This is a genomic window from Actinokineospora guangxiensis (assembly GCF_042657845.1).
Classification (GTDB): Bacteria; Actinomycetota; Actinomycetes; order Mycobacteriales; family Pseudonocardiaceae; genus Actinokineospora; species Actinokineospora guangxiensis.
Genome location: NZ_JBHSKF010000010.1, coordinates 190,046 through 213,328, shown reverse-complemented (window position 1 = coordinate 213,328; position 23,283 = coordinate 190,046). Strand labels below are relative to the sequence as shown.

At 73.5% G+C, this 23,283-nt stretch carries 19 protein-coding genes and 1 pseudogene; 11 read left to right on the top strand and 9 right to left on the bottom strand.

The window, feature by feature from the left end; genetic code table 11:
• Nucleotides 1-45: 45 nt before the first annotated feature.
• Nucleotides 46-3,600 carry a carboxypeptidase regulatory-like domain-containing protein gene (locus ACFPM7_RS19975; protein WP_378249177.1) on the bottom strand — a complete coding sequence of 1,185 codons (3,555 nt, stop codon included), beginning with the start codon at nucleotides 3,598-3,600 and terminating at the stop codon, nucleotides 46-48.
• Nucleotides 3,601-3,840: 240 nt separating this feature from the next.
• Here ACFPM7_RS19975 and ACFPM7_RS19970 point away from each other — a divergent pair, with 240 nt between their 5' ends.
• Entirely contained in the window at nucleotides 3,841-4,329 is a 489-nt protein-coding gene (locus ACFPM7_RS19970) for a winged helix-turn-helix domain-containing protein (protein WP_378249176.1), read from the top strand.
• A 49-nt stretch (nucleotides 4,330-4,378) separates the two neighbouring features.
• Nucleotides 4,379-5,590: a uroporphyrinogen-III C-methyltransferase gene (gene cobA / locus ACFPM7_RS19965; RefSeq protein ID WP_378249175.1), complete on the top strand. Its 1,212-nt coding sequence runs from the start codon at nucleotides 4,379-4,381 to the stop codon at nucleotides 5,588-5,590.
• 97 nt (nucleotides 5,591-5,687) lie between these two features.
• Here the strand turns inward: cobA and ACFPM7_RS19960 are convergent, their stop codons facing one another.
• From ACFPM7_RS19960 to ACFPM7_RS19945, 4 genes are all read right to left on the bottom strand, one after another.
• A complete protein-coding gene (locus ACFPM7_RS19960; protein WP_378249174.1) occupies nucleotides 5,688-7,790 on the bottom strand; it encodes a DEAD/DEAH box helicase in 2,103 nt (700 codons plus the stop codon).
• A gap of 157 nt (nucleotides 7,791-7,947) precedes the next feature.
• On the bottom strand, nucleotides 7,948-8,919 hold the full coding sequence (locus tag ACFPM7_RS19955) for a serine protein kinase RIO (RefSeq protein WP_378249173.1): 972 nt from the start codon (nucleotides 8,917-8,919) through the stop codon (nucleotides 7,948-7,950).
• Nucleotides 8,920-9,166: 247 nt separating this feature from the next.
• Nucleotides 9,167-9,889 (bottom strand): YaaA family protein, encoded by a 723-nt coding sequence (locus tag ACFPM7_RS19950; RefSeq protein ID WP_378249172.1) that lies wholly within the window; start codon nucleotides 9,887-9,889, stop codon nucleotides 9,167-9,169.
• Nucleotides 9,890-9,917: 28 nt separating this feature from the next.
• On the bottom strand, nucleotides 9,918-10,283 hold the full coding sequence (locus tag ACFPM7_RS19945) for a VOC family protein (RefSeq protein ID WP_378249171.1): 366 nt from the start codon (nucleotides 10,281-10,283) through the stop codon (nucleotides 9,918-9,920).
• A 32-nt stretch (nucleotides 10,284-10,315) separates the two neighbouring features.
• On the opposite strand from ACFPM7_RS19945, the gene mtnA reads away from it, so the two are divergent.
• Both mtnA and ACFPM7_RS19935 read left to right on the top strand, forming a co-directional pair.
• Nucleotides 10,316-11,287, top strand: a complete 972-nt coding sequence (gene mtnA / locus ACFPM7_RS19940; RefSeq protein ID WP_378249170.1) for an S-methyl-5-thioribose-1-phosphate isomerase — start codon at nucleotides 10,316-10,318, stop codon at nucleotides 11,285-11,287.
• Nucleotides 11,288-11,355: 68 nt separating this feature from the next.
• Nucleotides 11,356-13,104, top strand: a complete 1,749-nt coding sequence (locus ACFPM7_RS19935; protein WP_378249169.1) for a proline--tRNA ligase — start codon at nucleotides 11,356-11,358, stop codon at nucleotides 13,102-13,104.
• On the opposite strand, the gene ACFPM7_RS19930 is transcribed toward ACFPM7_RS19935, so the two are convergent.
• Nucleotides 13,094-13,843, bottom strand: a complete 750-nt coding sequence (locus ACFPM7_RS19930; protein WP_378249168.1) for an HAD family hydrolase — start codon at nucleotides 13,841-13,843, stop codon at nucleotides 13,094-13,096. The two genes, ACFPM7_RS19935 and ACFPM7_RS19930, sit on opposite strands and share 11 nt — an antisense overlap.
• A gap of 95 nt (nucleotides 13,844-13,938) precedes the next feature.
• Here ACFPM7_RS19930 and ACFPM7_RS19925 point away from each other — a divergent pair, with 95 nt between their 5' ends.
• The gene (locus ACFPM7_RS19925; RefSeq protein WP_378249167.1) at nucleotides 13,939-14,928 is read left to right on the top strand and encodes a YhgE/Pip domain-containing protein; all 990 of its coding nucleotides are present in this window, start codon (nucleotides 13,939-13,941) and stop codon (nucleotides 14,926-14,928) included.
• On the opposite strand, the gene ACFPM7_RS19920 is transcribed toward ACFPM7_RS19925, so the two are convergent.
• Complete coding sequence (locus tag ACFPM7_RS19920) at nucleotides 14,842-15,246, bottom strand: YjbQ family protein (RefSeq protein ID WP_378249166.1); 405 nt, start codon at nucleotides 15,244-15,246, stop codon at nucleotides 14,842-14,844. The two genes, ACFPM7_RS19925 and ACFPM7_RS19920, sit on opposite strands and share 87 nt — an antisense overlap.
• A 24-nt stretch (nucleotides 15,247-15,270) precedes the next feature.
• On the opposite strand from ACFPM7_RS19920, the pseudogene ACFPM7_RS19915 reads away from it, so the two are divergent.
• A pseudogene (locus ACFPM7_RS19915) lies at nucleotides 15,271-16,309 on the top strand (aminotransferase class V-fold PLP-dependent enzyme).
• 43 nt (nucleotides 16,310-16,352) lie between these two features.
• Complete coding sequence (locus tag ACFPM7_RS19910; protein WP_378249165.1) at nucleotides 16,353-17,132, top strand: hypothetical protein; 780 nt, start codon at nucleotides 16,353-16,355, stop codon at nucleotides 17,130-17,132.
• Here ACFPM7_RS19910 and ACFPM7_RS19905 read toward each other — a convergent pair.
• Together ACFPM7_RS19905 and ACFPM7_RS19900 are read right to left on the bottom strand one after the other, a co-directional pair.
• Nucleotides 17,123-17,566 (bottom strand): ferritin-like domain-containing protein, encoded by a 444-nt coding sequence (locus ACFPM7_RS19905; RefSeq protein ID WP_378249164.1) that lies wholly within the window; start codon nucleotides 17,564-17,566, stop codon nucleotides 17,123-17,125. The two genes, ACFPM7_RS19910 and ACFPM7_RS19905, sit on opposite strands and share 10 nt — an antisense overlap.
• A complete protein-coding gene (locus ACFPM7_RS19900) occupies nucleotides 17,563-18,027 on the bottom strand; it encodes a hypothetical protein (RefSeq protein ID WP_378249163.1) in 465 nt (154 codons plus the stop codon). The genes ACFPM7_RS19905 and ACFPM7_RS19900 overlap by 4 nt, the downstream gene beginning before the upstream one ends.
• A 169-nt stretch (nucleotides 18,028-18,196) precedes the next feature.
• Between ACFPM7_RS19900 and rimP the strand changes: the two genes are divergently transcribed.
• The 4 genes from rimP to infB all read left to right on the top strand — a co-directional run bounded on the left by rimP (nucleotide 18,197) and on the right by infB (nucleotide 23,255).
• Complete coding sequence (gene rimP / locus ACFPM7_RS19895; protein WP_378249162.1) at nucleotides 18,197-18,715, top strand: ribosome maturation factor RimP; 519 nt, start codon at nucleotides 18,197-18,199, stop codon at nucleotides 18,713-18,715.
• On the top strand, nucleotides 18,712-19,725 hold the full coding sequence (gene nusA, locus ACFPM7_RS19890) for a transcription termination factor NusA (RefSeq protein ID WP_378249161.1): 1,014 nt from the start codon (nucleotides 18,712-18,714) through the stop codon (nucleotides 19,723-19,725). The genes rimP and nusA overlap by 4 nt, the downstream gene beginning before the upstream one ends.
• Before the next feature lie 111 nt (nucleotides 19,726-19,836).
• On the top strand, nucleotides 19,837-20,100 hold the full coding sequence (locus ACFPM7_RS19885) for a YlxR family protein (RefSeq protein WP_378249160.1): 264 nt from the start codon (nucleotides 19,837-19,839) through the stop codon (nucleotides 20,098-20,100).
• A gap of 92 nt (nucleotides 20,101-20,192) precedes the next feature.
• Nucleotides 20,193-23,255, top strand: coding sequence for a translation initiation factor IF-2 (gene infB, locus ACFPM7_RS19880; protein ID WP_378249159.1), 3,063 nt, complete (start codon nucleotides 20,193-20,195; stop codon nucleotides 23,253-23,255).
• Nucleotides 23,256-23,283 lie beyond the last annotated feature (28 nt).

Below are 23,283 nucleotides of genomic sequence, written 5' to 3'. Positions count from 1 at the left end.
CGGCCCCCGACCTGGTGGTCGGGGGCCGCCGTCAGTCGGACCGGACTAGCTGGTGCGGTCCGGGCGGTGCGTCACCCGCAGCGTGTTGATCACGGGGACGGACTTGCCGCGCAGGGCGGCCAGGCTGACCGAGATCGAGCCGCCTTCCGGCACGGTGACCCAGAAGGTGTGCGAGTCGGCGGCCAGCGTGCCGACGCGGGCGACGATGTCGTAGTTCGCCAGCACCTTGGTGCCGTTGACCGAGACGTCGAAGACCCGCTTGCCCGCGGCCAGGCTCGCGCGCAGCTCCGCGAAGCCCAGCTCGACCTGGTAGGTGCCCGCGGGCAGGTCGTCGAAGCGGTAGCCGCCCGCGCTCTCGCGCTGGGTCTGGAACAGCGCGTCCTCGTCGGTGCCCGCGATGGCCTTCTTGCTGGTCACCACCGGACCCGCGCTGAGGTAGCCGAAGCCGCCCGGCGTCCACTGCTGGTCGCCGACCCAGGCGTCGCTGTTGCGGTCGGTCAGGCCGGGGCCGCCGACGTCGACACCGGTGCGGTAGGCCGGGACGACCAGCTCGACCGGGATGGTCAGCGTGGGGGTCCGACCCGCGTTGGTGGTCAGCGTCACCGAGCCCTCGTGCACGCCCGGCTCCAGGCCGGTCGGGTCGACGCGCACGGTGATCACCCGGGAGGCCCCGGGCGCCACGCTCGCCGAGCCCGGCACCGCCCACAGCCACGGCGCGCTGTCGGCCAGGGTGAAGGACACCGGCAGGTCGGCCGTGCTGGCCAGGGTGACATTCGCGGCGCGCAGCTGGCCTTCCTGGCCGAGGAAGGACAGCGGCCCGCCGGTCAGCTCGGCCCGCGGGGTGTTCAGCGCGACGTTGAGGTCCTCGGCGCCATCGACGACCAGTTCCTCGGTCACGGTGACGTAGTGCTGCTTGGCCACCTCGACGGTGTACGTGCCCGCCAGCAGGCGAAGCGCGTAGTCACCCTCGGCGTCGGTGGTCGTGGTCGCGACGGTGGCGGCGCCGTTGAGCACCTTCACCGAGGCGCCTTCGATGCCGCCGCGGTCGTTGGCGTCGGTGACCTCGCCGGAGACCGTGCCGGAGGCCGGCGGCCGGAACCGGATCGTGGTCTCGTTGGCCAGGGTCGGGGCGTTCAGCGAGTACTGCAGCGCCACGGTGCCGGTCGCGTTCTCGATGCCGACGGTGGCCGAGTTGCCGGTCTCGCGCGGGTTCGCCGCGTCGAGGTTGCGGTAGCTGAACGCGATCTCGCCGCTCTCGGACAGGGTCACCGAGAAGTCGACCCGCGTGGTCGCCTGCTGGTAGACCGTCGCGTTGCGCCACTCGATGGTGAACGCGCGGTTCGGCGCGGTGCCCGCGGCCTTGGTCAGGATCTGGCTCTGGGCGTCGATGACCAGGTCGTCCCAGAACGGGTAGATCGCCGCGTTCGGGGCGGCCGAGGCCGGGATGGCGACGTTGCTGAACACGGTGCTGCGGGCCTGGAAGTTGATGTGGCCGTTGGTGGAGACGTGCGCCTCGCGGTAGCTGCCGCCGTAGTAGAAGAAGTCGAACGGCAGGGCCACCGACGCCGCGGCGTCGTCGCCGGTCAGCGCGACCGCCGTGTCACCCTCTACATAGGACGAGGGCTCCAGGACGCAGTGGTGGCCGAAGGAGTCCCCGCGCGCGGGGAGCACGATGTTGAGCGTCTCCGCGCCGTCGACGACCAGCTCGACCTGGCTCGGGTCGTTGCAGCCGCCCGCGGTCGCGCGGACCTGGTAGGTGCCGTGCGGGACGCCCGCGAAGGAGTAGGCGCCCTCGGCGTCGGAGGTGGTCGCCGCGATCGGGGTGCCCAGGATCTGCACCGACGCGCCCGCGACGGCCGCGCCCTGGGCGTTGCGCACGGAACCGGTGACGGCGGCGCGCGGCGCGGAGGTGAGCGCCAGGTTCACCGTGGCGCTCTGGCCCTCGGTGACGGTCAGCGTGGCGGTGGCCTGCGCGTAGCCGAACGCGGTCGCCGCGACCGAGTAGTCGCCCACCGGCAGCGTGGAGCTGTAGGTGCCGTTGGCCGCGGTGGACAGGCTGCGGTTGGTCGGGCCGGTGATGGTGACGCTCGCGCCCGCGATCGGCTCGCCGGAGGCGGAGTCGGTCACGGTGCCGGTCGCGGTGCCGACGGGGCCGCGCGGGGAGGCCTCGACCGCCGCGTACGCGTCCAGCTTGCCCTCGCCGAAGACGTTGTTGTCGTCCACGGTGCCGCCGCAGGTGAGCGCGTTGACGTCGATGGCGGTGTCGTCCAGCAGCGCGCTGGTCTGCTCGATGTCGCCGATCAGCGACGGGGCCGCCGACCACATCAGGGCGACCGCGGCCGAGGTGTGCGGCGCGGCCATCGAGGTGCCGTTGGCGGTGCCGTAGGTGTTGTCCGGCAGCGACGAGCGCACGTTGACGCCCGGAGCGGACAGGCTCGGGCGGATCTCGCCGTTCTCGCCGGGGCCGCGGCTGGAGAACGAGGCGATCGCGCCGTTCACGTCGTGCGCGCCGGAGGCGTAGGACTCCAGGTTGTCCCCGGGCGAGCCCGCGGTGTTGCAGCCGGGGCCGGAGTTGCCGTTGGAGAACGACGGGAAGATGCCCGCCGCGCGCCAGGCCTGCACGGTCGCCTTGTACCAGGGGTCGACCGTCGCGCCGTTGGCCGCGCCCCAGGAGTTGTTGACGATGTGCGGGCGCAGGTCCGGGCGCGGGTTCGCGCCGGAGGTGTCGGTCGGGGCGAGGATCCACTGGCCGGAGGACAGCAGCGCCGACTCCGAGCAGCCGCTGGACTCGCAGCCCTTGGCCGCGATCCAGCGGGCGTTCGGCGCGACGCCGACCTGGTTGGCGCCCTCGGAGCCGACCATGGTGCCCATGGTGTGCGTGCCGTGGCCGTTGTTGTCGCAGGGGGCGTCGCCCGGGCAGATGTCGCTCGGGTCGAACCAGTTGTACTGGTGGTCGAACGCGCCGCCGTTGTTGCCGCGGTACTTGCCGACCAGTGCGGGGTGGTCGAACTGCACGCCGGAGTCGATGTTGGCGACGACGATGCCCTCGCCGCGGGTGCCGAAGGCGTCCCACGCGTCGTCGGCGCGGATGTCGGCCACGCCCCACTCGACCGCGTCGACGGTCGCCTGGACCTGTCCGGGGGTCAGCTCGGGGAGCTTGTAGGTGCGCGGGGCGAGGATGTCGGCGACCTCACCGCGCTTGGCCAGCGACTCCGCCAGCGCCTGCGTGCCGTTCTTGACGTGCACGGCGTTGGCGATGAAGTAGGTGTCGTAGTCCACCTTGGCCGCGTCCAGGTCGGCGCGCACCGCCGCCTGGCTCTTGTCGGCCGTGCTCTTGAGGGCGTCCAGGACGGCCTTGCCCTTCGCCGTCCAGTCCGTGATCTTCGAGGCGGGGGAGAGGTCGGCCTGGGTGCCGAAGAGCACCCAGAAGTCCGCGCTGTCCTTGGCGTCCAGCGCGCTGAGCAGCTGGGGTTCGATCTTCGCGTCGGTCCCCGCCGGTGCGGCGAGGGCGGGTGGGGCGAGCAGGGCGGACGCGGCGACCGCGGTGGTGACCGCGGCGAGCCAGGTCCGTGCCCTCCCCTGGTGGGGTCGTGGAGACAAAGCGGGTAGCTCCCATTCCCGCGCGCGGCAGGGGGGTGCGCGCGTTCACCTCCGGTAGCCGTGCGATGACTGCCGGTTCCCTTCCGAACTTGCCGGACGGTGCGGTATTCGGTGAAGGAGTTCCACCGGGCGGTATCTGGTCGATTTGCGGTCGCGCGACCCTGATCTTTGTAACGAAACGACCCGGAAAACGACGGTTGTTGTGAGGGACTGACGTGTGCTCAGCAGTGGGGGTGGCCGGTGACTGTTCTCCGCACGATCGATGGCTCGGAGTTACCCCTGGTCGTGTGCGTCGGCACCAGCTCCGACCAGCTCGCGGCCATCGCCGCGGCTGGTGGCGGCGGTGTCGCGCTGCTCTACGTGCCGGACGCGCACGCCCTGCGCACGGCGTTCGCGGGCGAGCTGCCCAGCGGCCACCGCGTCGTGGAGTGCGGCAAGCTGCGCTTGGACGCCGACCTGCGCGAGGCCACTTGGCACGGTGTGCCGCTGCCGCTGTCGGCGCGCGACTTCGACCTGCTCATGACCCTCGCGGGCGATCCCGGCCGCGTCTGGTCGTTCAGCGAGCTGACCCAGCACGTCTGGGGGCGCACGTACGTCGGCGACAGCCAGGCTGTCGTCTCCGCGGTGAAGCGCCTGCGCAGGTCGCTGCGCGAGAGCGCGCGCGGCGTCGAGGTCGAGTCGGTGCGCGGCGTCGGCTACCGCCTCGCCGTGCCGCATCCGTCACACTGACCGGTGTCGCGCTGCGGTGACCGGGCGTCCACCCGGCATGCTTACCGCCATGGCTGAACAGCACTACCTGGTCGGGCTCGACCTCGCCGGTCGGCGGGTGGTCGTGGTCGGCGGGGGCACCGTGGCCCAGCGCAGGCTTCCCAAGCTCATCGCCGCGGGCGCGGTGGTGGAGCTCGTCTCCCCCGAGGTGACCCCGTCCGTGCAGGCCATGGCCGACTCCGGCGAGATCGCCTGGGCCGAGCGGGTGTACGCCGACGGCGACCTCGACGGCGCCTGGTACGTGCTGGCCTGCACGTCCTCGACGGAGGTCAACGAGGCCATCGCCGCCGACGCCGAGCGGCGCCGGGTGTTCTGCGTGCGGGCCGACGCGGGCTCGGAGGGCACGGCCGTGACGCCGGCGACCGGGTCCTACGAGGGCCTGCTCGTGGGCGTGCTGGCGGGCGGGGAGCACGCCCGATCGGCCGCCGTCCGCGACAACCTCCTCGCCGCGCTGCGCTCCGGCGCCACCGACGACCGCGCCGACACCCCGCCGACGGGTGTCGCCCTGGTCGGCGGCGGCCCCGGCGACCCCGAGCTGATCACCGTGCGCGGCCGCAGGCTCCTGGCCAGGGCCGACGTCGTCGTCGCCGACCGGCTCGGCCCCCGCGACCTGCTGGACGAACTGCCCCCGCACGTCGAGGTCATCGACGCCGCCAAGATCCCCTACGGCCGCGCCGCCGCCCAGGAGGCGATCAACGACGCGCTGATCACCCACGCGCGCGCGGGCAAGTTCGTGGTGCGGCTCAAGGGCGGCGACAACTACGTCTTCGGCCGCGGCTTCGAGGAGGTCATCGCCCTCGCCGAGGCGGGCATCCCGGTCACCGTGGTCCCCGGCGTCACCTCGGCCTTCGCCGTCCCCGCCCTGGCGGAGGTCCCGGTGACCCACCGGGGCGTGGCGCACGAGGTGGTCGTCGTCTCCGGCCACATCGCCCCCGACGACCCGGCTTCCCTGACCGACTGGGACGCCTTGGCCCGGCTGCGCGGGACCATCGTGCTGATGATGGGCGTGGACAAGCTGGCCCGCTTCGCCGAGGTCCTGGTGGCGGGTGGACGAGCCCAGGGGACACCGGTCGCGGTGATCCAGGAGGGGACGATGCGGACGCAGCGGGTGCTGTGGTCTACTTTGGACAAAGTTGCGCATGACGTTGCGGCACAGGGGATTCGACCGCCCGCGGTGACGGTGATCGGCGAGGTCGCCGGACTGGCGGCCGACCTGCCCTGACCAGCGCCGCTTGACCTGGGGGTCGCCGCCGGGCTGGTGGTCCGGGAACGAGGAAGGGCCTATCCGCCGCGGCGGACAGGCCCTTCGTCAACTCGGATCAGTGCTTGCTCTTGGACCTGCGGTCGCCTTCGCGCCAGCCGCGGGGCTTGTGGGCCGCGTGGGTGTCGGTGGGGCGGTCGTGGCGGGTCTGGCTGTGGCGCGGCTTGCGGGGGCGGTCGTCGGTGCGCTCGACGCGGTGGTCGGCGCGGAAGGGGCGCTCGCCCTGGGTGCCCGCGCGGTCGTCGCGGCGGACCGGGCCGCGGCGGTCGTCGCTGTGGCGGGGGCGCTCGTCCCGGGTGCCGAAGCGCGGGCGGTCGCCGCCGTCGAAGCGGCGCTCGGCGCGGTCGCCGAAGCCCTTGCGGTCGGACCTGTCGCCGAAGCGGGGCCGGTCGTCGCGGTCGAAGCGCGGGCGCTCGCCCGCCGGGCGGTCGCCGAAGCGCGGGCGCTCGGCGCGGTCGTCGAAGCGGCGCGGGCGGTCCTCGCGGTCGAACCTGCGGGGCCGCTCGTCGCGGTCGAAGCGGGGGCGCTCGGCGCGGTCGTCGAAGCGGCGCGGGCGGTCCTCGCGGTTCGGGCGGTCGGACGCGCCGCCGAAGCGGGGGCGGTCACCGGAGGCGGGGCGGTCGCCGAAGCGCGGGCGGTCGTCGCGGTCGAAGCGACGGGGACGGTCCTCCCGCTCGCCCGCCGGGCGGTCGCGGAAGGACGGGCGGTCGCTCGACGGGCGGTCCCGGAAGGAGGGACGGTCGTCCGCGGAGCGGTCGCGGTACGACGGGCGGTCGCCCGCCGGGCGGTCGCCGCGGTCGCGGAAGGACGGGCGGTCGCCGCGGTCGCGGAAAGAGGGGCGGTCGCGGAAGGAGGGGCGCTCGTCCCGGCTGCCGCGGCGGGGACGGACCGGGGCGACGTCCTCGGGGACCGGGATGCCCGACGGGGTGCGGGCGCCGGTGATGCGGGCCAGCTCCTCGTCACCGGGGCGGACCTTGGCCGAGGCCGGGGAGACGCCCGCGCGGTCGGTCAGGCGCAGGACGGTGCGGCGCTGGTCGTGGGTGACGACCGTGACGACCGTGCCCGACTCGCCCGCGCGCGCCGTGCGGCCCGCGCGGTGCAGGTAGTCCTTGGAGTCGGCGGGCGGGTCGACGTGGACGACCAGGTCGACGCCGTCGACGTGGATGCCGCGCGCGGCGACGTCGGTGGCCACCAGGACGGGCAGGTCGCCGTCGCGGAAGCGGCTCAGGACGCGGTTGCGGGCGCCCTGGGTCTTGCCGCCGTGCAGCGCGCCCGCGGACACGCCGACCGAGCGCAGCTTGTCGGCGAGGCGGTCGACGTGGTGCTTGGTGCGCACGAACATGATCGTGCGGCCCTGGCGGGCGGCCATCTCGGCGACCACGTCGGGCTTGTCCTGCTTGGACACGAACAGCAGGTGGTGCTCCATCAGCGCGACGTCGGTGTCCGGCGGGACGACCGAGTGCGTGACCGGGTCGGTCAGGTAGGCCTTGACCAGGGTGTCGACGTCGCCGTCGAGGGTGGCGGAGAACAGCAGCACCTGGGACTCGCGGCTGATGAGGTCCAGGATCTCGCGCACCTGGGGCAGGAAGCCCATGTCGGCCATCTGGTCGGCCTCGTCGATCGCGACGTGGGCGATGTCGCCCAGCTCGCAGGTGCCCTGGCGGACGTGGTCGGAGAGCCTGCCGGGGGTGGCGACCAGCAGGTCCACACCGCGGCGCAGCGCCTCGACCTGCTTGACGAAGGACATGCCGCCGACGGCGGCGCGGACCCACAGGCCCAGCGACTTCGCCATCGGGTGCAGGGCGTCGACCACCTGCAGGGCCAGCTCGCGGGTCGGGACCAGCACCAGCGCCCGCGGGCGGCGGGAGCGGACGGGCTCGGCCTCGGCGAGGCGGGCCAGCAGCGGCAGGCCGAAGGCCAGCGTCTTGCCGGAGCCGGTGCGGGCGCGGCCCAGCACGTCGCGCCCGGCGAGGGCGTCGGGGATGGTGACCGCCTGGACCTCGAACGGGGTCTCGATGCCCGCGGCGGCGAGGGCGTCGACCAGCTCGGTGGGCAGGCCAAGGTCAGCAAAGCTCTGGTTAAGCACGGGGTCCTCTCGGGACGTGGTGGCACGTCGCGTCAGGACTCCCCTGGGGAGAACACGGACGGGCCCGGCGCTCATTCGGCGCCTGTCGTCTGGTGTGTCGGGCCGCGATCAGTGCGGCTTATGGTGGCTGCCGGCGGGTCGGGCCGGGCAGGGAGCGGCGCCCGCCGCTCGTGGTGCTCTGTCGAGCGTACCCGACCAGGTCGGACGCACTCGCGGCGGGCGCTGCCCAGGGCTACTCCAGGCCGGCGGCCGACATCAGTCGCTCGGCCACGATCAGCGGGTCCACCAGGGGTTCCGGCAGTCCACGCCCCCGGAACCAGGTGGCGACCGAAGTCACATCCCTGACCAGGAACTGCCTGCCCGCCGGGTTGGCCACGAGGTCGACGACCTGGGGCAGGTCGATCAGCACGATGTGGCCGTCGTGGACGAGCAGGTTGTAGGCGGACAGGTCCCCGTGGGTGAGTCCCTGGGCCGCCATCAGCTCCAGCGCGGTCAGCAGCTGCTCCCACAGCTCAAGCGCCTCGTCGGGCTCCGGGCGCAGCTGGGCCAGCCGCGGCGCGGCCTGCCCGTCGGCGTCGCCGAGGAACTCCAGCAGCAGCTCGGTGCCGTCGCGCTGCACCGGGTAGGGCACCGGGGCGCCCACCGACCACAGCCGCGACAGCGCGGCGAACTCGGCGACCGCCCACTGCTCGGCGATCAGGTTGCGGCCGAAGGAGCTGCGGTTGGCGATCGCGCGCATCTCGCGGGAGCGGCGCATGCGCCGCCCTTCGAGGTAGCCGGAGTCGCGGTGGAACATGCGGTGCTCGCTGCCGCGGTAGCGCTTGGCCGCCATCAGGCACGACGCGCCGCCGGGCGCGGCGCGTTCGAGCAGGAAGACGTCGGCCTCCTTGCCGGTCTTGACGATGCCGAGGTCGGAGTCGGCCGCGCCGCCGTCGGTGATCACCCAGTCGGGCCGGGGGTGCGGGCCCTGCTCGGCGTCGATCCAGGTGGTCCAGCGGTCGGCGCCGTCGGGCAGCTCCGGTCCGGCGTCCTCGCGGGCGCGCTCCAGGCGGACCTTCTCGGCCTCGGTCAGCCTGCCGGAGCGGGTGGGTTCGGTCTGGCCCTCGGCGCGGCGGCGGCGCATGCGCTGGGGCTGGGCGGATTCAAAGGCTTCCTCGACGTCGAGGTAGTCCTCGTACGCAGAGAGGATCTCGTGCTTGCGCACTGGTGGGTTCTCCAAAGCTGGTGTCTGGGAACCCCACCGCGCGGGTGGTGATCAGCGCACGGCTGCGACGCCCTCAGGGGGCGCGGGTGCGGGTGTGATCAGCGCGGCGGGGCTGGTGGAAGGGTCGGTGCCTCGACCACCCGGGCGGCAATACCCATGACGGCACCTCCTCGTGATCCACCGGTGAATCCCCACCGGCCTGTTCGGGCGGAAGTCTCCCCCGGCCCGGCGCGGCCGGGCAACCGAATTAATCGATGACCAGTTCCAGGGCGTTCTTCCCGACCGCCTCCAGCCGCAGACCCGCGGCCGCGGCGATCGAGACGAGACCGCGCACCGTGCCGGGCTCGCGCGGCGCGCGGGCCAGCGCGGCGGCCAGCCTGCCCTTGTGCGCCTTGTTGAAGTGGCTGACCGCCAGCCCGGTCGCGGTCACGACCTTGACCGTGACCGCGTGCGGCACCGCCGCGAGCGCGGCGTAGGGGCCCGAGCGCAGGTCCACGACGAGGTCGTCGGCGGTCGAGAGCGCCTTCTCCAGGTCGACCCGCCACACCCCGCGCAGCCCGCCGACCCCGGGCAGGACGGTGCCGCCGGAGAGCCGGTAGGCCGGGATCGGGTCGTCGGCGCGCACGACCCCGAACAGTGCGGACGCGATCGCCAGCCGCCTGCCCGCGCGCGCCCGCTGGCCCCGGGTGAAGGAGCCGTAGTCGAGCGCGTCGTAGAGCACGCCGGTGTAGCGGCGGATGGCGGGCGTGGTGGGCGCTTCCCGCAGCCGGGCGTTGCGCTCGACCTCGTCGGCCTGGCGCTCGGAGAGGCCCAGCGCCTTCGACGCGGCGGCGGGGTCGAGCCCGGACAGCGCGCCGACCAGCCGCTCGCGCACGGCGGTCAGTTCGGGAAAGGACAGCGCGGCGAGGTCCAGCGGCGCGCCGGAGCCGCCGTCGGCCTTGGTCTCCGACGGGGGGAGCAGAACGAGCACGGTGCGGAGCCTATGTCAGCCGGGCCGGTCAGCCGTTGCGGGAGCCGACGCAGAACTCGTTGCCCTCGGGGTCGGCCAGCACGGTCCACGACAGGCCGGGGACGACCTGCTCGCCGAGCACCGTCGCGCCGAGGTCCACCAGGCGCTCGACCTCGGCCCCGCGGTCCTCGGTGTGGAAGTCCAGGTGCACTCGGTTCTTGCTCGATTTCGGCTCGTCCACCTTCTGCAGGGCGACGTACGCCGCCTCGCCCGGCGCGGCTCCCGGGGGGACCAGGAACAGGAAGACGCCCTGGATGTCGGTGCCGACCTCGTAGCCGAGGGCGGCTGTCCAGAAGTCGGCCAGCTTCGCGGGGTCGGCGCAGTCGATCGTCACGCCGCCAATCTCCATGCCCATGGGAGTCGACGGTAGACCTCCGAGCCCTGATCATGTCCTCTGTGCGCACCGTGGACTGGGCCGATCACCGGATCGTGGCAATCGATCAGACTCGCTTGCCCCACGAGGTGGTCCTGCTCGACATCGAGACCGTCGACGACCTGATCGCCGCGATCCGCTCGCTGGCCATCCGCGGCGCCCCGGCGCTGGGGGTGGCGGGCGCGCTCGGGGTCGCGCTCGCGGCGGTGTCCCCCGGCTCCGCCGACGACGTCCCGGCGGCGGCGGCCAGGCTGCGCGCCGCCCGGCCGACCGCGGTGAACCTGGCCTGGGGCGTGGACCAGGCCCTGGCCCACCTGGCGGGCGGACCCGACGCCGTGCTGTCCGCCGCGATCCGGGTCCGCGACGAGGACATCGCCTCCTGCCGCGCCATCGGCGAGCGCGGCGCGGACTGGCTGCTGGAGCGCGTCGGCGGCCCGCTGGCCATCCAGACCCACTGCAACGCGGGCGCGCTGGCCTGCGTGGAGTGGGGCACCGCGCTCGGTGTCGTCCGCTCGCTGCACGAGCGCGGCGCGCTCGCCCACGTCTACGCCGACGAGACCCGCCCGCTGCTGCAGGGCGCGCGGCTGACCGCCTGGGAGCTGGCGCGGATGGGTGCGGCGCACACCGTCGTCGCCGACGCGGCGGGGCCGTCGGTGATCGCCAACGGCCTCGTGCAGGCGGTCGTCGTCGGGGCGGACCGGATCGCGGCGAACGGGGACGTGGTCAACAAGGTGGGCACCTACCCGCTGGCCCTGGCCGCGCACCGGGCGGGCGTGCCGTTCGTCGTCGCCGCACCTGAGTCCACAGTGGATATGGCCACGCCGACCGGGGCGGACGTGCCGATCGAGGTGCGCGCCGCTGAGGAGGTCACCGCGTTCGCCGGGGTCGCCGTCGCGCCGCCGGGCACCGCCGCGCTCAACTACGCCTTCGACGTCACCCCGCGCGACCTGGTCACCGCGATCGTCACCGAGGCCCGCGTGTTCTGAACCCGAATGCGCAGGCCGGGGGTGCGTCACTACCCTTCTTGGCACCACTTGGACCAAGGAGCCATGCCGTGATCACCAGGATGTCGTCGCTGTTCCTGCGCACCCTGCGCGAGGACCCGGCGGACGCCGAGGTGCCCAGCCACAAGCTGCTGGTGCGCGCCGGGTACGTCCGCAGGGTCTCCCCGGGCGGCTACTCCTGGCTGCCGCTGGGCCTGCGCGTGCTGCGCAAGGTCGAGGGCATCGTCCGCGCCGAGATGGACGCGATGGGCGCCCAGGAGATCCAGTTCCCGGCGCTGCTGCCCAAGGAGCCCTACGAGGCGACGAACCGGTGGACCGAGTACGGCCCCAACCTGTTCCGCCTGAAGGACCGCAAGGGCGGGGACTACCTGCTCGGACCCACTCACGAGGAGCTGTTCACGCTCACCGTGAAGGGCGAGTACACCTCGTACAAGGACTACCCGGTCACGCTGTACCAGATCCAGACGAAGTACCGCGACGAGGCGCGTCCGCGCGCGGGCATCCTGCGCGGGCGCGAGTTCCTGATGAAGGACTCCTACTCCTTCGACCTGGACGACGCCGGCCTGGAGGCCAGCTACCAGGCGCACCGCGAGACCTACATCCGGATCTTCGACCAGCTCGGCATCGACTACGTGGTCGTCAAGGCGACCTCGGGGGCGATGGGCGGCTCCGCGTCGGAGGAGTTCCTGGCCGAGGCCGCCACCGGCGAGGACACGTTCGTGCGCAGCACCGGCTCGGGCTACGCCGCCAACGTCGAGGCGGTCGTCACCACGGCCCCCGCCGAGATCCCCCTCGACGGGCTGCCCGAGGCCCAGGTCCACCACACGCCGGACACGCCGACCATCGGCACGCTGGTCGACTTCCTCAACGGCGCGGGCATGGGCCGCACCTTCACCGCCGCCGACACGCTCAAGAACGTCCTGCTCAAGACCCGCCTGCCCGGCGCGGCGGAGTGGGAGCTGCTGGCCGTGGGCGTCCCCGGCGACCGCGAGGTCGACGCCAAGCGCCTGGAGGCCGCCCTGGCCCCCGCCGAGACCGCGATGCTGGAGGAGGCCGACTTCGCCGCGAACCCGTTCCTGGTGAAGGGCTACATCGGCCCGAAGGCGCTGCTGGAGAACAAGGTCCGCTACCTGGTCGACCCCCGTGTGGTCACCGGCACGGCCTGGGTCACCGGCGCCGACCTGCTCGACCACCACGTGGTCGACCTGGTCGCGGGCCGCGACTTCACCCCCGACGGCACCATCGAGGCCGCCGAGGTCCGCGAGGGCGACCCGGCCCCTGACGGCACCGGCACCCTGGTGGCGGCGCGCGGCATCGAGATCGGCCACATCTTCCAGCTCGGCCGCAAGTACGCCGACGCCTTCTCCCTGGACGCCCTCGGCAAGGACGGCAAGCCCGTCCGGGTCACCATGGGCTCCTACGGCATCGGCGTCTCGCGCCTGGTCGCCGTGCTGGCCGAGCAGAGCCACGACGACCGCGGCCTGATCTGGCCTCGCAACGTCGCCCCGTACGACGTGCACCTGGCCGTCGCGGGCAAGGACGAGACCCAGCGGGCGGCGGCGGAGAAGCTGGCCGCCGAGCTGTCGGAAGCGGGCCTCGACGTCCTCTTCGACGACCGCCTCGCCTCGCCCGGGGTCAAGTTCGCCGACGCCGAGCTGGTGGGCGTGCCGACGATCGTGGTCGTCGGGCGCGGCCTGGCCACCGGCGTGGTCGAGGTCAAGGACCGCGCCACCGGCGAGCGCCAGGACGTGCCGGTGGACGAGGTCGTCGCGACCCTGGTGGGCCTGGTCAGGGGCTAGTTCCCGGAGTCGATCCGGTGCTGGCCGCGTCCATCAGCGCGGCCAGCGCCGTCGGGGTGTCGGAGAGGTCTTCCAAGACCAGCTGCGCCCCGCTCTCCCGCAGCTCCGCCACCGTCGATCGGCCCGTGGCCACCCCGACGCCGATCGCGCCGTGGTGCAGGGCGGCGGCGACGTCGTGCGGGGTGTCGCCGATGACGACCACGCGGGCCGGGTCGAAGGCGGTGCCGTACTTGGCGCCCGCGGCGGCGATGGCGGCCGAGACCAGGTCGTGGCGGTCGGCGGAGAGGCCGCCGTAGCCGCCCACCTCGAAGTCGAGGTGGTGGTGCAGGTCGAAGGCCTCCAGCTTGCACGCGGCCAGTTCCGGCAGGTTGCCGGTGACCAGGGACTGCACGACGTTCGGCCGCTCGGCCAGTGCGGCGAGCAGGGCCGCGGCGCCGGGGAGGGCGCGGCCCAGTTCCGGGAGGTCGGCCCTGGCGGCCTCGGCGATGGCGATCAGCTCGGTGAAGAGTGCCTGGACGGCGGTCTCGGTGACCTCCACGCCGTGGGCGGTGAGCAGTTCGGCGGTGATCGATCGTTCCGTGCGGCCGGGGAAGGCCGGGACGTGCACGATCGGGAGTCCGTGGGCGGCCGTCATGGCCTCGCCGTACCACTTGCGGCCGATGCCGCTGTAGTCGACGAGCGTCAGGTCGATGTCCCAGAGGACGAGCAGGTCGGGGCCGGGCAGTCGCGGATCGGTCACGCCGCACATGGTGGCACGAGCCTCATTCAACGCGTGTTGATTTCGGGATGCCGCGCGGCTACCGTAATTCAACACACGATGAAAGAAGGTTCGCCATGCCCAGACCCCCCGCGCTGGTCGCGGCCCTCGCCCTGCTCGGCGGACTCGTCGCCGCCGTGCTGGGCCTGCTCACCTTCGGCGCGCAGGCCAGTTCCGCGCCCGAGGCGCTGCCGCTGGCCGTCACCGGAGCCGGCGCCGAGCGCGTCGCGGGGCACGGACCCGTCGACTGGCGGGTCGTCGCCCCGGAGCAGGCCAGGCGACTGCTGCTCGACAAGGAGGTCTACGGCGTCCTGGAGCTGGGCAGGCCCGCCACGGTCGTCGTCTCCGGCGCGGTCAACCCGGCGGGCACGCAGGCCGCGCAGCAGGTGCTCAGCGGCGCGGCCCAGGCGGCGGGGGTGCCGTTCACCGTCGAGACGCTGCACCCGGCGAGCACGGCGGGCCGCACGGCCCCGCTGGCCGCCTCGGCGCTGCTGTGGATCGGCGGTCTCGTCGCCGCCGCCGCCCTGGGCGCGCTGACGCTGCGCCGCCGGATCGCCCCGACCACCGCTTCGCGCTACGGGCTCGTCGCCGGGGTCGGCCTCGCCGCGACCGGCGCGGTGGCGGGTCTGCTGGCGCTGTGGGACTCCAGCCTGCCGCTGACCGCCGACGTCCTCGGCTACCTGCTGCTGACCGCCGTCGCGTTCGCCTCGGTCCAGGGCGCGCTGGTGAAGTTCCTGGGCATCCGGGCGCTGGCCGTGCTCGGCCCGCTCTACCTGATCGCGCCGAGCGTCGCGGGCACGGTCCCGGAGCTGCTGGACCCCGTCTACCGCGCCCTGCTGTGGTCGTGGACGCCGTTCCGCTTCTCCGCCGAGGGCCTGCGCAGCCTCCTGCAGGGGACCCCGGACGCGCCCGACGTGCTCACCGGCGTGGTCGTCCTCGGCGGGCTCGCCGTGCTCGGGCTGGCCGCGCTGGCGCTGCCCTCAGCCCGCCAGGAAGCTCAGCCGGACCGTCCGCACGGGGTTGTCGACGTTGGTGTCCACCAGGCAGACCGACTGCCAAGTGCCTAGCGCCATCCGCCCGTCCAGCACCGGCACGCTCGCGTACGGCGGCAGGAAGGCGGGCATGACGTGGTCGCGCCCGTGGCCGGGGGAGCCGTGCCGGTGCCGCCACCGGCCGTCCTTGGGCAGCACGTCGCGCAGGGCGGCCAGCAGGTCGTCGTCGCTGCCCGCGCCGGTCTCGATGACGGCCAGGCCCGCGGTCGCGTGCGGCACCCACACGTGCAGCAGCCCGTCTCCCGCGCCGCGCACGAAGCGCTCGCACTCGGCCGTCAGGTCGTGCACGACCTCTTCGGCGCCGGTCCTGATCTCGATCTCCTCGCTGCGCACGCGGACCAGCCTAGGGTGGGACCTGTGCGTAGCGCCTTCGGAGAGAAGTTCGACGTCCCGCCCGGCTACCTGAACACCGCCTCGGTCGGCATCCCGACCGCGGCGACCGCGGCAGCCGTCGCCGCCGCCGTGACCAGGTGGGCGGGCGGGCAGGACGAGCCGCCGGTGTACGACGAGCCGGTCCGCCTCGCCCGGCAGGGCTTCGCCGACCTCATCGGCGTCCCGCTCGAACGGGTCGCCTCGGGGGCGACGGTCTCCCAGCTCGTGTCCACCGTCGCCCGCCGGGGTGCCGGACGGCACCCGGGTCCTGGTCGCCGAGGGCGAGTTCACCAGCGTCACCTTCCCGTTCGCCGCCCAGGCCGGGCGCGGCGTCACGGTGACCGCCGTGCCGCTGGCCGACCTCGCCCACCGCGCACCCGAGTTCGACCTGGTCGCCGTCGCCGTGGCCCAGTCCGCCGACGGCGCGCTGGTCGACCTCGACGGCCTGCGCGCCAGCGGCACCCGCGTGCTGCTCGACGTCTCCCAGTCCCTCGGCTGGCTGCCCACCCGCCTGGACTGGGCGGACTGGGTCGTCGGCGCGGGCTACAAGTGGCTGATGTCGGTGCGCGGCGGCTCGTGGCTGGCCGTGCGCCCGGAGGCCGCCGACTGGACCCTGCCGGTCGCCGCGAACTGGTACGCGGGCGACAACCCGTGGACGACGGTCTACGACCTGCCGATCCGCCTGGCCCCCGACGCCCGCGCCTACGACCTCGCGCCGGTCTGGCTCGCCCAGGTCAGCGCCGCGGTCGCCCTGCCATGGCTGGTCGGGCTGGACATGGATGCCGTCCGCGCGCACGGCGTCGGCCTCGCCGACCGGCTGCTGGCCGAACTGGGCCTGCCCCCGCGCGGCTCGGCCATCCTCGCCCTCTCCGGCGACGGGGTGGCCGAACGCCTCGCCGAGGCGGGCGTGCGGTGCGCGATGCGGGCCGGGAAGGTCCGCCTGTCCTTCCATCTGTACTCGGACGAGACCGACCTCGATCGGGCGGTTACGGCTCTGAGCAGGGTAAACGGACAAATCTCCTAGTCGATCTGACACGGATGGGCGACACCGATTACCGTGGTTTCCCGTGTCCGCCCCCCAGCGGCCCGGCCCACCGCCGTGGTCGAACCAGCCGCAGCCCTACGGGCAGCCCGGTCAGACGGAGTACATCCCCCGGGTCACCGAACCGCGCCGCGACGAGCCCTTCCAGTTCGAGGAGCCCCAGCCCGAGCCGCCGTCCAACCCGGCGGCGACCTGGGCGCTGCGCGTCGCCGGCCTGGTCGCGATCGCGGTGCTCTCCGGCTTCGTGTGGGCCTACCTGCAGGACGACTCCCCGGAGAACCCGCCGGCGGCGGGCGGTGACCAGCAGACCGAGAACGAGGTCCCGGCGGGCCGCTTCGAGTTCACCCCGCACAAGGACATGCCCGAACCCAAGCGCGACACCGACTGCGCCGCCAACTCACGCGACGCGGTGAAGCAGTTCTTCCAGCGCTCGCCGTGCACGGGGTTGATCAGGGCGCTCTACACGAGCACGCCCCCCGGTCAGGACAAGTTGATCTACACCTGGGTCGCCGTCGTCCAGATGCCCACCCCGGAAGCCGCGGCCGAACTGCACGAGATCGCCCAGACCCCGAACACCGGCAACATCACCGATCCGTTCCTGGCAGGCATCGCCTCCGCTGAGGGCGTCGGCAAGTTCGGCCTGGGCCAGGGCGGCTACGAGTCCCAGCTCAGCGGCGCGAACCTGATCATCGTGGAGTCCGACTGGATGCCGTCGGACAAGCGCACCGAGGAGCAGGACGCCTTCCTGACCAGCGTCAGCGCGGACGCCCTGCGCTACGGGCAGCAGTTCGCCGCTCAGGGCTGACCGGGGAACGAGGGCACCGCGGGGGTGACCCCGGCGGCCCCGCGCCAGCGGGTGGCGCGGATCGAGGACTCGGTCAGCGCCTCCAGCGCCGAGGCGCGCAGTTCCGCGTCGTCGCAGCGGTCCAGGACCGCGCGCCAGGCGATGGTGGTGTCGGTCTCGGCGGTGGCGACCAGGGCGATGGCCGACTTCTCGCCGTCGACCGGCTCCGGGGGCAGGTAGGCGGCTTCGGCGGGCTTGGGCTCGACCCCGGCCGCCGACAGCTGCCGAGCCGTGACGTCACGGCGGGCGCGGTGCACGGAGACGCCCTCCCGCAGTCCCTTGTCATAAGCGGCGGGCAGGAAAGCGCTCACCAACCCGTACACCCACAGCGCCGCGTGTTCGGCGCCCAACGCCGCCTGGACGGCGTCCACGGTGTCTTGGGGCAGGGACTTCACAGGACCTCCCGCAGGCTCGCGCACGCCGCGACGACGGAGCCGACCATGCCCGCGCGGTGCCGCGGCAGGGAAGCCACCAGCGCGGTCGCTTCCTCCTGGGCCTTCGTCAGCGCCTGCACCAGCGCCTTCTTCGCCGCCGCCGCGTCGGCCGGGGCCTTCGGCGGCGCGGGCGGGGGCGCGGTCGTGCTGCTCGGCGCGGGCGGCCGCTCGCGTTCGACCTCGGCGCGCAGGGCCGCCGCGTGGTCGCCGCGGACGCGGGCCACCTCGCCCGCCGAGGCCTTCAGCGCGGGCACCGCCGCCGCGACCGCCGCCGCCAGCGCCTTGTCGGCCTCGGCGCGGACGAGCAGGGCGGACAGCGGGTCCGGCGGGGGCGGCGGCTCGGGGTCGGTGCAGGCTGCGACCGCTCCCACGGCGATGCCCACCAGCACCGCTCGCCGGGTCACGCCGGGGTAGGTCCTCACGGATAGTCATCCTGCCAGGTCGCCGAGTCGGACCACGGCGGGCGCGGATGATCGCCTGCGGGCGCTCGCCCGGACGGGGCGAGATACGCTAGGTGACCACGGTCGGCGAGCGGTACCGCCGACCGGCCGACAACTGCGACACCGACCAGAACCAGGGGGCGCCGTCCACGTGGCCGACCAGCGAGAACACGAGTTGGAGCCGATTGTCGCCGAGGCCGTCGCCGCCGCCGGATTCGAGCTGGAGCAGCTCGACGTCCAGCAGGCGGGACGCAGGCGCTTGGTCAAGGTCGTGGTGGACGGGGACGACGGCGTCGCCCTGGACGAGGTCGCCGACGTCAGCCGCGCCGTCTCGGCCGTGCTCGACGAGAACGACGCCGTCCTCGGCGGGCCGTACACCCTCGAGGTCACCTCGCCCGGCACCGACCGCCCGCTCACCAGGCCCCGGCACTGGAAGCGCGCGCGACTGCGCCTGGTCGCGGTGACCCCGCACGAGGGCGCCGCCTACACCGGGCGCGTGGGGACCGCGGGCGAGGACGCCGTCGAGCTTCTGGTCGACGGCTCGCTGCGGGAAGTGCGTTACGCGGACGTGGCCAAGGCCGTTGTCGAAGTGGAGTTCAAACAGCCGCCGGAGGCGGAGATGGCGATGCTCGAACCCCGGGCGTCCGGCACAGAGGAGGACGCGCGATGAACGTCGACATCGCGGCGCTTCGCGCGATCGAGCGCGACAAGGACATCCCGTTCGAGACGGTGATCGAGGCGATCGAGACCGCCCTGCTCACCGCGTACAAGCACACCGACGGCCACCAGTCGCACGCCCGCGTCGACATCGACCGCAAGACCGGCGTCGTGCGCGTGCTCGCCTTCACCACCGGTCCCGACGGCGAGATCGCCGAGGAGTGGGACGACACCCCCGAGGGCTTCGGCCGCATCGCCGCCACGACCGCCCGCCAGGTCATCCTCCAGCGCCTGCGCGACGCCGAGCACGAGCGCACCTACGGCGAGTTCGCCGCCAAGGAGGGCGAGATCGTCGCGGGCGTCGTGCAGCGCGACACCCGGGCCAACTCCCGCGGCATGGTCGTGGTGCAGGTCGGCGACACCGAGGGCGTGCTGCCCGCCGTCGAGCAGGTGCCCGGCGAGGCCTACACCCACGGCACCCGCGTCAAGTGCTACGTGGTGGGCGTCTCCCGGACCGCGCGCGGCCCGCAGATCACCCTGTCGCGCACGCACCCCAACCTGGTCCGCAGGCTCTTCGCCCTGGAGGTCCCGGAGATCGCCGACGGCACCGTGGAGATCCCCGCGGTGGCGCGTGAGGCAGGTCACCGCTCGAAGATCGCGGTCCGCTCGACGGTCTCCGGCGTCAACGCCAAGGGCGCCTGCATCGGCCCGATGGGCGCGCGCGTGCGCAACGTCATGAGCGAGCTGGCCGGCGAGAAGATCGACATCATCGACTGGTCCGACGACCCGGCCACCTTCGTGGGGAATGCGCTGTCACCTGCGAAGGTTGTGTCTGTCACGGTCGTCGACGAGCGGGCCAAGACCGCGCGCGTCGTCGTCCCGGACTACCAGCTGTCGCTGGCGATCGGCAAGGAGGGCCAGAACGCCAGGCTGGCCGCCAGGCTGACCGGGTGGCGCATCGACATCCGCAGCGACGCCGCGGCGCCCGCGCCCTCCACCCCGGTATCCGGTTCGGCCGACTGAAAGAAACGAGATAGACTTTCCGTGGTTCATCGTCCGGAACCGGTTCCCCCGCGTCCCGGTCCCGCCCAGAGGGTGCGGACCTGCGTCGGCTGCCGTGTCCGGGCAGTGGATGTGGAACTGCTGCGAGTGGTGCTCGCGGACGGGGATCTGATCCCCGACCCGCGGCGGCGGATGCCCGGTCGGGGGGCGTGGATACACCCCCAGCCCGAGTGTCTGGCCAAGGCCGAGAAGCGGCGCGCGTTCCCCAGGGCCCTGCGGGCCGAGGGGGAGGTCGCCGCCGACGGCCTCCGGTCGGTCATCGACCGGATCGCGAGCGAGACCGGCCCGGGATCTTCCCGGGCCGTGGAAGACAGGAAGCAGGTCGACCCGTCATGAGTCAGCCGTGAAGCTGAAGACATGAACGCGCGACGTCGTTAGGACGAGGTCGACGGGACCTATGCCCGCCGACCTCCCCAGTGAGGAGAGCAGTGGCAGGCAAGGCCCGAGTGCACGAACTCGCAAAGGAGTTCGGCGTCACAAGCAAAGATCTTCTCGCCCGTCTGAAGGACATGGGCGAATTCGTCAAGTCGGCGTCCTCCACCGTGGAGGCGCCCGTGGCGCGCAGGCTGCGCGACACCTACGAGGGCAAGAGCGGCAAGGGCGGTGCGCCGTCCGGCGATGCCAAGCCCGCCGCCAAGCCCGGCCCCCGGCCCGGCGTCAAGCCCGGCCCCCGGCCTCCGCAGTCCCAGCAGGCGCCCGCGCCCGCTGCCGCCCAGCAGGCCCCCGCGCCCGCCGCGGGCGCCCCGGCCCCGGGCCCGCGGCCGAGCGCCGCACCGGGACCGCGTCCCGGCGCGGGCCCCAAGCCCGGTGCTCGGCCCGGCCCCCGGCCCGAGCAGCCGCAGACCCAGCAGCCCGCCCCGCAGGCGGAGCGGCCCGCGGCGGCCTCGGCCGCGCCCGCCAAGTCCGCTCCGGCGCCCGGCCCTCGGCCCGGCCCGAAGCAGCAGCCCCCGGCGCAGCCCGGCGGTCAGGGTGGCCAGGGTGGACAGGGCGGACAGGGCGGCGCTGTCGTGCCCCCGAAGCCGCAGTCGCCCAAGCCCGGTCCGCGCGCGCCGCGTCCCGGCAACAACCCCTTCGGCGTCGGCGCCGGTGCGCCCGCGCCGCGTCCGTCGGGCCAGCGCCCCGGCCCCGGCGGTCCCGGTGGCGAGCGCGGCGACCGTCCCGAGCGCGGTCCGCGCCCGGGTGGCGACGCCCGTCCGGCCGCCGCGCGCGGTGACCGCCCCGGCGGTCCGCGTCCCGGCGGCCCGAACCCCGGCATGATGCCGCCCCGGCCCAACCCCGGCATGATGCCGCCCCGGCCCCCGCGCCCGGCGGGCGCCGGTCGTGGCCGACCGGGCGGCGGTCCCGGCGGAGCGCGTGGCGGCCCCGGTGGCCGCGGCGGTCCCGGCGGTGGCGGCGGCGGGTTCCGCGGTGGCGGCGGTGGCGGCGGCGGTGGCGGCTTCCGTCCCGGCGGTGGCGGCGGCGGTGGCTTCCGCCCCGGCGGCGGTGGCGGCGGCACGGGTGCCCCGGCCGGTGGCGGCGGCGGGTTCCGCGGTCGTCCCGGCGGCGGTGGCCCCGGTGGTCGCGGCGGCGCCGCGGGCGCCTTCGGCCGTCCCGGCGGTCCCTCCAAGCGCGGTCGCAAGTCGAAGCGGCAGAAGCGCCAGGAGTACATGGAGAACATGCAGGCGCCGAGCGTCGGCGGCGTCCGCCTGCCCAAGGGCAATGGCGAGACGATCCGCATGGCCCGCGGCTCCTCGCTGACCGACTTCGCCGACAAGATCAACGCCAACCCGGCCTCGCTGGTGCAGGTGCTGTTCCACCTCGGCGAGATGGTCACCGCGACGCAGTCGGTCTCCGACGAGATCCTGGAACTGCTCGGCACCGAGATGAACTACACGGTGCAGGTCGTCTCCCCCGAGGAGGAGGACCGCGAGCTGCTCGACTCCTTCGACATCACCTACGGCGAGGACGCCGGTGTCGAGGACGACCTGCAGGCGCGGCCCCCGGTCGTGACCGTCATGGGTCACGTCGACCACGGTAAGACCCGACTGCTGGACACCATCCGCTCCTCGAACGTGCACGAGGGCGAAGCGGGCGGCATCACCCAGCACATCGGCGCCTACCAGGTGCTGACGCAGCTCGACGGCAACGACCGCCCGATCACCTTCATCGACACCCCGGGCCACGAGGCGTTCACCGCCATGCGTGCCCGCGGTGCGAAGGCGACCGACATCGCGGTCATCGTCGTCGCGGCCGACGACGGCGTCATGCCGCAGACGGTCGAGGCGATCAACCACGCCCAGGCGGCGAACGTGCCGATCGTGGTCGCGGTCAACAAGATCGACAAGGAGGGCGCCAACCCTCAGAAGATCCGCCAGCAGCTGACCGACTACAACCTGATCGCCGAGGAGTACGGCGGCGACACGATGTTCGTCGACATCTCCGCCAAGCAGGGCCTCAACATCGACGGCCTGCTTGAGGCGATCCTGCTGACCGCCGACGCCACCCTCGACCTCCGGGCCAACCCGGAGATGGAGGCCCAGGGCGTGGCGATCGAGGCCCACCTCGACCGCGGTCGCGGTCCGGTGGCCACGGTCCTGGTCCAGCGCGGCACGCTGCGCGTCGGCGACTCGATCGTGGCGGGCAACGCCTACGGCCGGGTCCGGCGCATGGTGGACGAGCACAACGAGGACGTCACCGAGGCCTACCCCTCGCGTCCGGTGCAGGTCATCGGCTTCACGTCGGTGCCCGGCGCGGGCGACACGTTCCTCGTCGTGGAGGAGGACCGCATCGCCCGGCAGATCGCCGAGCGGCGCGCGGCCCGCACCCGTGCGGCGCAGAACGCCCAGAAGCGCAAGCGCATCAGCCTGGAGGACCTGGACTCCGCGCTGAAGGAGACCAGCCAGCTCAACCTGATCATCAAGGGCGACAACTCCGGTACCGTCGAGGCACTGGAGGACGCGCTCACGAAGATCGACGTGGGCGACGAGGTCGAGCTGCGCGTCATCCACCGCGGCGTCGGCGGCATCACCGAGGGCGACATCAACCTCGCGATCGCCGACAACGTCATCGTGATCGGGTTCAACGTCCGCGCCGAGGGCAAGGCCACCGAGCTGGCCAACCGCGAGGGCATCGACGTGCGGTACTACTCGGTCATCTACCAGGCGATCGACGAGATCGAGGCGGCCCTCAAGGGCATGCTCAAGCCGATCTACGAAGAGGTGGCCCTCGGCCGTGCCGAGATCCGCGACGTCTTCAAGTCCTCGAAGGTCGGCACGATCGCGGGTTGCCTGGTGATGTCGGGCGAGATCAAGCGGAACTCCAAGGCCCGCTTGCTGCGCGACAACGTGGTCATCCACGACAGTCTGTCGATCGGCACGCTGCGGCGGTTCAAGGACGATGTCACCGAGGTCCGCGAGGGCTTCGAGTGCGGTCTCACCCTCGGCTCGTACAGCGACCTGCGGGTCGATGACGTGATCGAGACCTACGAGATGCGCGAGAAGCCGCGCGCGTAGTCACCTGACCGAGGGGTGCCGCTCCGGC